This is a genomic window from Nocardia sp. NPDC004415, assembly GCF_053602435.1.
Genome location: NZ_JBSGDP010000110.1, coordinates 1 through 9,000, shown reverse-complemented (window position 1 = coordinate 9,000; position 9,000 = coordinate 1). Strand labels below are relative to the sequence as shown.

Below are 9,000 nucleotides of genomic sequence, written 5' to 3'. Positions count from 1 at the left end.
GAACGTCGCACCGACATCCACTACGGATTCCTGAATCTTGGTGCGGCACTGATCTGTTGGCGACGACTCAGCAACCGAACCCGATAGGGGCTCTAATAAGCGGAGGCGACAAAAAAGAAAGATGCCGCCCAGGAACAAAAGTTCGAGGACGGCACCTGGCCTAAATCCACACCCGCCCCGCAGGGGCGAACGGTTCGATTATATCAATATTCAACTGTCTTTGTAATTATGTTTGTATCCACCCGAATCTTATACGAATTCCGAGCACCAAAGCCTACCGAGCGGTGAACAAGACCCAGGGGGAGGGTTACCCCCGTGGGGTGAATGCGTTTACCCAACGATCGGATTCTTCGCCCGTGCTGTTCGATCCCGCGTATGGATTCGGCTCGGGGCGTCGAGGACCAAGCCCGAATTCCTGAACAGCCGTGTCTACAGCTTCCGCGACTTTCCCGGAATCCACGGTGCCGTCACCGGTCAGCAATCCAGATAGCCCGGATTCTCCCCGACTGGCCCAGAAAGCCTTCGCGGTGATCCTGTCTCCAAGCGCGGATTCGACGGCGGCCTTTTGCAGGTTCTCGACCACACCACCGAGTCGAGCGACCTCGCCCTCGGCCTCACGCAATCGAACCCGGTACCGCGCTGCCTCGCGATTCGGCGACTCGTCAGCATGACCGGCAGACCCGGTCGTATTCGTGCCTAGGTTCGATCCTCGCGCCTGTTCGTCGTCATCGTGAGTCGTGACCGCATCGGCGCTGTTCAGATCGTCCTGGCCGCCTGTCTTACTTGTGTTCATCGCTGCACCATCCACCGGTCTCGGAATAGGCGTCGTCTACCACCAGGCGAACAGCACGGCGATACTCCTCACGCTCGTCTCTCATCTTCTTGATCTGATCCCGCAATTCCTGCGCATCGGCAGCCTCGCGCTGCACCTCTGCCCGCAGTTCACGGTTGCGCTGTCGTTCGTTGACCAGCGCGCGCATCCCTCCGGAACCCAGCGGTTGATCCTGTGGCGCGGTCATGCGATCACCCCCGACAACACGCGCAGAGCGTCGCGTACCTGAGCCCGATTGCTGAGCAGCACGGCGACCTGTCGTTCCAGTTCGGCGATGCGCGTCCGCAGCTGCTGCTCGGTGGTCAGGCGTGTCTGCGTTCGAGCACGTGACACACCGCCATCCCTTGGTGCCTGATGCTTCAGTCGGCTGTCCATACCTCTCACACCTCCACCCAGACAAGCGCACCGGTATCGGGGTCCACAATCTCGACAACCCGAACAGGCGGCAACACTTCCACCGACACGACCTGAGCCCCGTCCATCACCGGGACCGGCTCGACATCGGCGACAGGTTCCACACCCGCCTGAGTGACGTACGCGGTACCGACGTATCCGCGGTCATCCCACTTTGTTGCCGGGTGCTTGATCCGGACGCCGCGAACATGGTCGGGCAGTTTGCCTCGACCGTCCGCGCTGAACTTGAGAGCGTCGTACGCACCCACCTTCGGATTCTCCTGCATGAGCAGTTCGTCCAACTTATTGATAGACATATCCTCAACCTTTCCTTTTGAGAGTGCGCCGGGTGTCATGAGAAAGGGACACTCCCCGAAGCTCCGACTCTTCGGAGACATGTCGCACAACACCCGGCGACGATTTCGACAATACGTGACCACACCCGCCCGCAATCAGATTCTGATCTGAACAACTAGTAAACGGGTTTGTCGCGCGCGCGTAGTCGCTACCCAACTCACCGTCACAGCGGCGCACAATTACCGTACTTGTGACGGTACGTGTTACGGGTCCTGGTACGGGAATTGATACGGGACAAAATCCCCTCTGACGTGCATATATACTGTTACTACGGTAAGGGACATTAAGAAGAGGCGTACGGAGCACTGTGACGCCTACCGTCACAGACCCGTCACAACTACCGTTCGGCGTCACGGTCGGTAGTACCTTCCATGCTCGTCCCGAATCAGCCGTGGCGTTCTCGCTCGCCTCGCTCGATGCACGCATGCCCGCACAGCCGACGACGCTTTACGCCCGTCGAAATGCTGAATTATGTCGCTGATCTTCTTGTGGTCGGTTCCGACGAATTCGAGAATCTCTTTCAGGGTGTCGGCATTCGACTTCAGAGGCTCAGCCCCGGATACGGTCCACGTCAAGTCCTTGTACTCGACGTTCCACCAATTCTCTTCCATCTCACGAGCCGTCAGCTTCATCTTGCCCTCGGTCGAGTTCCTCTCGCGGTCGAGGGTGATCAGCACATCCGCCGCAGCGCTCAGGCCCTTGGTGCCCGAGATCTGATCAACGAAGTCGGTTTCTTCGCCCTTCTTGGTGTGATGAGCGATGACCACAGCGCAGTCGTGCGCATGAGCGAGATCCGACAGCCCTTTGATCAGCAAGTAGTCGACTCCCCACCGGTTGTTGCTCGAGGTTGGACCCCCGTTCTGAAACGCGGCGAGGGTGTCGATGACCACCAGTCCCGTATCCGGGTGAGCATCGAGGTACTCGCGCAGTCGCTCGATCCCTCCGTCTTGCTGAGACGGCCACTCCGTGTAGAACTGGATGTTGAGACCCTGATCCACCTCGTCCTGCTGCGACATGATGCGCGACTGGATCGCACGAGCACCGCCACCTTCGAGGTAGATGTAGAGGACCCCGGCGGCTTTCGTCTCGAAGTGCCCAAACACCTCGCGACCAGATGCGACGGCAACCACCAGATCGAGCAGCCAGAACGATTTGCCCACTTTTGGTGATCCGGTCAGGATTACAACGCCATTCGCGATGAGATTACGAACCTTGTATTTGAGCGGCGCAAACCGCATAGTCATCAGCTCCTGAAATGTCCAAGCGGTCTTTGTATTGCGCTTTGTGTTATGATCACTGTTACCTTCATCGGGGGTCGCCATCTGGGTCGTCCCGCCCTTCTCCCGGGACGATTCAGGTGGCTTCTTTTCGGCCTCGTGCTTGCCCCAGCACCGATGGAAATCCGCCGCCCGTTCCGATCGCGTCCACTTGGTCTGAATCGGCGTGTAGTAGTTCACCGAGATGTAGAGCGCCTGCCTTTTCGTGAGTCGTCCTCTCCGAACTTCCTTGTATAGCTCGCCCACGAAGTCGTAATGACGTGCGCCGCGCCTACTACCGTCCCCATCGTCAGGGTCATACTCGACCTGTTGCCGAATCAGTCGCGGTACCGCCCCCCAGGCGATTTCCTCGGCGTCTACTAGCTCGTCGTCACGCGATACGTCCGGCGGTGCGTCATAGTCGCTCAGGATCGCCCTCAGCGCCTCGACCGTCGTCCCTACGCCGACGCGCATGACCGCAACTTCGGCAGGTGGGTCGTACTTGGTGTTGAGCGACCCGATGATGCGCAACGGGCCGTGTGGTTCGCACTTGCCGCCCTCGGTGATTCCGCAGGCCGAGTACAGGTGTTTCGCCAGATCCCACAGCTCGTCGTGCTCGACATCCCGATCCAGCTTCACCTTGACGTGGAAGTGCCCAGGGGAACCGCTGGCAACGAGAGTCGCGCCAACCTGATCGAGTAGACCCCAGGCTTCGTCGGACAGGTTCGTGTCGTCCACCTCGAAACTGAGGACATCGGACGGCACGGTTCGTGTGCGTGACTTCCCCACACACAGCGACGTGGGCTTGTAGACGCAGTGCCCGGCCTCTGCTTGCTGCTTTATGTAGGTCGCCGCTGTCGAGCGTTCGCGCGGCCACTCGAAGAACCGTTCAGGCGTGTGGTAAGTACCTTTCTGCTTCGGATCTTCGAGATCGCGGTCATAGACGTAGCCCACGCACACATACCCAAACCGGCGCCCGTAATCCGAGTCCAAGTCCTTGAGTATCGCAGTGCGCGCGAGGGGCGGTGCTGTCATGCCTGCGCCTCCAGTCGGTCGATATAGTCATTGATGGACTGCGCGGTGACAAACGAGCGTCGCCCGACATTTACCTTCTTCAATTCTCCGCGATTGATCAGCGCATACACGGTAACCTTGGAAATTCCCCCGAGGTACACAGCCGCCCTGCTGATCGGGATCAGTCGCCTAATTGCTTGAGACATTTACAAGTTCCTTTCGTCGTCGTTCGTTGTCTTGTGTTCGACATTAACGACTGACAACTTCTCGTCCATTTGCCGAGAATTGCACTAGTCAGGAAAGGATCCACATTTCCGCACGACAAAGCCCCATGGGTTATGAAATGTGATCCGCATCACTGACAATAGTCACATGTGCCGATTACCCGCACCGTTCGCCGTGCGTCGATACGCGCATACAAGTGAGTTGGGGCACCAAGGGGCCCGGTAGGGGTGGATATGACCACACCCACCGAGCCCCGATTTGGGGCAGCTACTCCACGTCTGGGATGAGACTAATGTGGTGCTTATTCTCGCAGCGCGCCATCAGGAAATCCCAGCCGTAGGAAACCCGGTCTAGTAGGGCCCCGCACAGAGGGCATCCCACTGCCATTGCGTCCCCCAGTCGATCCTCCAATACCTCAAAGACAGTTTTCCGCAAGGAAACTTCCAGGTTCTCGTCCATCGCGATGCCTCCATCTCGTGCCTTGCTCGTCTAGGCTCGTTCATCCAAGGTTGCCGAGGTTCGCCCCTGTCTGAATAGTGAAGGACGGTGCCATCTGATGACACATTTTTCCGGGCCCGACGGGACCGAGGCTGACGTACGTTGGAGTACAGCTATTCGAGATGGAGTTCCCGATTATGTTGAGCTGACTATCTACAGAAAGACCTGCAAGGTCGAAGTTCAGATCGAGCATGGGCAAGTATCACGAGTGACGTTCAGCGGCGAGGTCCACACCACCGACCTCCGTGCGATCACCCTCGATACGTGGGTCTACGAGGCTCTGTCCCGAGTTGCGGTTGAACCTCACGGCGAAGACGAGTATGTGCGGCACGTAAGAACGCGCCCGACGAGCAAAGCAAGAAAGGTCGCCTCACAGGCTCAGGCGGGCATGCCAGAGCGGCATCGAAAAGTCGCCGAGCTGTTCCCGAGCGGGGGCTATGAAGCTGTGGCACAGCACTTCTCGATTAGCCGACGAGCTGCGATGTCTTATGTTGACGACGCACGAAAAGCGGGATACAAACTACCTAGGAGACCTCGTGGCAGGCCGAAGAGGAAACAGTGAAGGGTCGATAACCACACGACCGAATGGCACCTTTCAGGGGCGAGTTCGATACACCGATCCGATCACGGGTAAGAGAGTTCGACAGTCCGTCTACGGCAAGACATCTCAAGAGGTGCGCGACAAGATCCGCGCGATCAACGATCGAGTCGCCGAGGGGTCGCCCGCGAAGGACGCCAAAGACACTGTGGCGGTGTGGGTCCAGCGATGGCGCGAAACATCACTGCTCGCGTCCAACCGCACCGAGACGACCAAGCAGGGCTACGCGCGGGTGTGCCGAACTCACATCGAAACGGGGACTCTCGCCGAGATGCGGCTCGACCGATTGCGGCCGTCCGACATCGAGGAGTGGGTGGTGGATCAACGAAAGCGGTACGCGCCCAAAACCGTTCGACTCGCGTACACCGTCCTACGCGCGGCACTCGACGGTGCGACACGTGACGGGTTGATGGCGCGTAACCCGGCTACCAAGGTCCCTCGCCCTCGCGCTGAGGCAAACGAAGCAGTATCTTTGACCCCTGAGAACGTCCGCAAGGTCCTGGAAGGCGCTCGTCGCAGTCGCTACTACGGCGCGGTGCTTCTACTCGCTCACACCGGCCTCAGGCGCGGCGAAGCATGTGCGTTACGTTGGGCGGACATCGACTTCGACAAGCGCGAACTGTCAGTGAAGCGCACTCTGTCACTCATCGACGGGGCCCACACACTCACGGCACCGAAGACCAAGCGGTCACGTCGTCGCGTGCCGATGTCCGATGAACTCGTCGAGGAGTTGAAGCGAGTTCGGTTGCGCCAGAAGCAAGAACGTCTCCGTGCTGGCGATCAGTGGTGTGGTCACCACGAGATGGTGTTCACGAACCAACTCGGCAACTACTTCACTCCACAGAACCTACTGCCCGTCGTACGTGCGGCCGCGATCAAGGCGGGAGTCCCTGACGCGGAATCGGTCGGACCCCACACACTCCGGCACTCTGCGGCCACTGCTTGGCTCGAGGCTGGCATCCACATCAAGGCGGTTGCCGACCTGCTCGGGCATTCCTCGATCGCGATCACTGGTGACCTGTACGGGCACACCACACAGCACCAAGCTCGGAGCGCCGTCGATGCACTCGCACTAGCGCTAAGGGCGTAAACAAAGGGCCTATCTGACGATTTCGGCGGTACAAAAACACCCGCTGACGTGCAGGTATCCCCTGATCAGTGTTCACAACCTGCGGTTTTGTGTTGTTGCCCGCGAACGTGACGACACGATGGCGAGCACGTCGGCGCCGTACTGCTCGATCTTCTTCGCGCCGATGCCAGCGATCGAGGCCAGCGCCGCGTCGTCGGCGGGCAGTTGTTCGGCGATCGCGGTGAGCGTGGTGTCGGTGAACACGACGAACTCGCGCACCCGCAGCACCTCGGCCTTCTCGGCCCGCCACTCCTTCAGCGCGTCGAGCAGATCCTGGTCGAGTTCGGCCGGGCAGCGCCTGCACCGGCCGAGCATGGTGGCGTAGGTGCCGATCAGCGGCTTGGCGCAGACCCGGCACAGCGGGCGTTTGCCGTCGTCGTCCCTGCCGCCGGTGGCGGTGGTCGCGATCCGCGAGGCGGGTGATTCGTCGGGGACCAGACCGGTGAGGAAGCGCGAACGTCTGCGCACCCGCCTGCCGCCTTCGGTGCGCGCCAGCGCCCAGGAGATGGTCAGGTGCTCGCGGGCCCGGGTGACACCCACGTAGAGCAGCCTGCGTTCCTCCTCCAGCGCCGCCTGGTCGGTGGCCTTCCCGTCGTCACCGAGGACGTGCTGGATGGGCAGTGTCCCGTCGCTGACGCCGGCCAGGAAGACCGCGTCCCATTCCAGGCCCTTGGCCGCGTGCAGCGAGGCCAGGGTGACGCCGTCGACGGTCGGCGGGTGTTTGGCCTCGGCGCGGGTGGCCAGTTCACGCAGCAGGCCGGTGAGGTCGATCTCCTCGTCGTGGCCGACGAGTTCCTCGGTGAGCTGCACCAGGGCCAGCAGCGACGACCAGCGTTCCCTGGCCTGGGCGCCCGCCGGTTCCTCGGCGGTGAGCCCGACCGGCGCCAGCGCGGCCCGCACCAGGGTGATCAGCTCCGCGCCACTTCGCGCCTCGTCGGGCAGGTCGTCGCGCGCTTCGACCTGCCGCAGTGCCAGGACCGCCTGCCGCACCTCCGGTCGCTGGAAGAAGCCCTCGCCGCCACGGACCTGGAAGGGGATCTCGCGTGCGCTCAGCGCGCGTTCGAACGGTTCGGACTGGGCGTTGATCCGGTAGAGCACCGCGATCTCGGCGGCGGGCGTCCCCGCGGCGATCAGTTTCTTGATGCGCGCCGCGATATCGGCGGCCTCGGCGGGCACGTCGGGATACTCGGCGAATTCCGGTTCCGGGCCGTCGGGGCGCTGCCCGATCAGCGCCAGCCGGGTGCCCGCGATCCGGCCGCGCGCCGCGCCGATCACCCGGTTGGCCAGCGACACCACCTGCGGGGTGGAGCGGTAGTCGCGTTCGAGCCGGATGACGGTCGCGTCGGGGAAGCGGCGGGAGAAATCGAGCAGGTAGTCGGGGGTGGCGCCGGTGAAGGAGTAGATGGTCTGGTTGGCGTCACCGACGACGGTGAGATCGTCGCGGTCGCCCAGCCAGGCGTCGAGCACGCGCTGCTGCAACGGGGTGACGTCCTGGTATTCGTCGACGACGAAGCTGCGGTACCGGCCGCGGAACTCGTCGGCCACCGCCGGGTAGTCCTCGAGCGCGGCCGCGGTGTGCAGCAGCAGGTCGTCGAAGTCGAGCAGCAGCCCGTCGGCGGAGGTCTTGGCCGACTCGTAGCCCGCGTACACCTGGGCGACCCTGCTCGCCTCGGCCGGGATGTCGCGATGATGGCGCGCGGCGGCGGCCCGGTAGTCCTCGGGGGCGATGAGCGAGGCTTTGGCCCATTCGATCTCGCTGAGCAGGTCGCGGATCATCTCCGTCGCGGTGCCGAGCCCCGCGCGGTGCGCGGCCTGGGAAACCACCGGGAACTTGCTGTCGAGCAACTGCCACGGCACATCGCCGACCACCTGCGGCCAGAAATAACGCAGTTGCCGCAGCGCGGCGGCGTGGAAAGTGCGCGCCTGGACCTGCCCCGCCTCGCCGCCGAGCCCCATCGCGCGCAGCCTGCCGCGCATCTCCCCCGCCGCGCGGGCGGTGAAGGTGACCGCGAGCACCTGATCGGGCTTGACGTGCCCTCCGGCGATCAGATGCGCGATGCGGTGGGTGATCGTCCTGGTCTTGCCGGTGCCCGCGCCGGCGAGCACACACACCGGCCCCCGGGGCGCTCGCACCGCGGCGGCCTGTTCCGGGTCGAGGACGCTGAGATCGAGTGCTGGCACGCGCACCATCATGACAGCGCCCGCCGACAACCCGCCGCCGCGCCCGCTCCCCGGCCCCGCCGTCCGGTCAGGAACACCACGACCACCTCGCGCGTTGCACATCGCGTGACTGAAGCAACCCCCGATCTGACGATGTACTCGACCACCTGGTGCGGCTACTGCCGCCGCCTCAAGACCCAGCTCGACGAAGCGGGCATCACCTATCAGGTGATCGACATCGAAGACGACCCCGCCTCGGCCGAGTTCGTCGGCAGCGTGAACAACGGAAACCACGTGGTCCCCACCATCAAGTACCGCGACGGCTCCACCGCCACCAACCCGTCGCTGGCCCAGGTCAAGCAAGCCCTGGCCGCCCAGGCGTAGTCACCCGGCAAACGCGCACACGAGTAGGTCCGCGGCCCCGACACGCCCCCGCCCAACCCAGCCCCGCACGACCCGACCTCGAGGAGGGTCCGTTCGCGGCCCGGCCCGGCGGTCAGGTGCCGCGGCGTAGGCGACGAAGGAGCAAGCCGCGGCA

Annotated in this window: 9 protein-coding genes; 2 read left to right on the top strand and 7 right to left on the bottom strand. The window is 62.7% G+C overall.

Going from position 1 to position 9,000, the window contains the following annotated elements; all coding sequences use genetic code 11:
* Positions 1–307: 307 nt before the first annotated feature.
* The 6 genes from ACWEMY_RS28850 to ACWEMY_RS28825 all read right to left on the bottom strand — a co-directional run bounded on the left by ACWEMY_RS28850 (position 308) and on the right by ACWEMY_RS28825 (position 4,058).
* Positions 308–793, bottom strand: coding sequence for a hypothetical protein (locus ACWEMY_RS28850; RefSeq protein WP_452392554.1), 486 nt, complete (start codon positions 791–793; stop codon positions 308–310).
* The gene (locus ACWEMY_RS28845; protein WP_452392553.1) at positions 780–1,019 is read right to left on the bottom strand and encodes a hypothetical protein; all 240 of its coding nucleotides are present in this window, start codon (positions 1,017–1,019) and stop codon (positions 780–782) included. Before ACWEMY_RS28845 ends, ACWEMY_RS28850 begins: the two co-directional genes overlap by 14 nt.
* Positions 1,016–1,207: a hypothetical protein gene (locus ACWEMY_RS28840; protein ID WP_452392552.1), complete on the bottom strand. Its 192-nt coding sequence runs from the start codon at positions 1,205–1,207 to the stop codon at positions 1,016–1,018. The genes ACWEMY_RS28845 and ACWEMY_RS28840 overlap by 4 nt, the downstream gene beginning before the upstream one ends.
* Before the next feature lie 5 nt (positions 1,208–1,212).
* On the bottom strand, positions 1,213–1,542 hold the full coding sequence (locus ACWEMY_RS28835; protein ID WP_452392551.1) for a hypothetical protein: 330 nt from the start codon (positions 1,540–1,542) through the stop codon (positions 1,213–1,215).
* Between the two features lie 390 nt (positions 1,543–1,932).
* Positions 1,933–3,792 carry an AAA family ATPase gene (locus ACWEMY_RS28830; RefSeq protein ID WP_452392550.1) on the bottom strand — a complete coding sequence of 620 codons (1,860 nt, stop codon included), beginning with the start codon at positions 3,790–3,792 and terminating at the stop codon, positions 1,933–1,935.
* 77 nt (positions 3,793–3,869) lie between these two features.
* On the bottom strand, positions 3,870–4,058 hold the full coding sequence (locus ACWEMY_RS28825) for a helix-turn-helix domain-containing protein (RefSeq protein ID WP_452392549.1): 189 nt from the start codon (positions 4,056–4,058) through the stop codon (positions 3,870–3,872).
* A 1,191-nt stretch (positions 4,059–5,249) separates the two neighbouring features.
* On the opposite strand from ACWEMY_RS28825, the gene ACWEMY_RS28820 reads away from it, so the two are divergent.
* Positions 5,250–6,263, top strand: a complete 1,014-nt coding sequence (locus ACWEMY_RS28820) for a tyrosine-type recombinase/integrase (RefSeq protein WP_452392548.1) — start codon at positions 5,250–5,252, stop codon at positions 6,261–6,263.
* 72 nt (positions 6,264–6,335) lie between these two features.
* Here ACWEMY_RS28820 and ACWEMY_RS28815 read toward each other — a convergent pair whose 3' ends face one another.
* Positions 6,336–8,495: an ATP-dependent DNA helicase UvrD2 gene (locus ACWEMY_RS28815; RefSeq protein WP_452392547.1), complete on the bottom strand. Its 2,160-nt coding sequence runs from the start codon at positions 8,493–8,495 to the stop codon at positions 6,336–6,338.
* A 120-nt stretch (positions 8,496–8,615) separates the two neighbouring features.
* On the opposite strand from ACWEMY_RS28815, the gene ACWEMY_RS28810 reads away from it, so the two are divergent.
* Positions 8,616–8,846 (top strand): mycoredoxin, encoded by a 231-nt coding sequence (locus tag ACWEMY_RS28810; protein WP_452392555.1) that lies wholly within the window; start codon positions 8,616–8,618, stop codon positions 8,844–8,846.
* Positions 8,847–9,000: the final 154 nt, after the last annotated feature.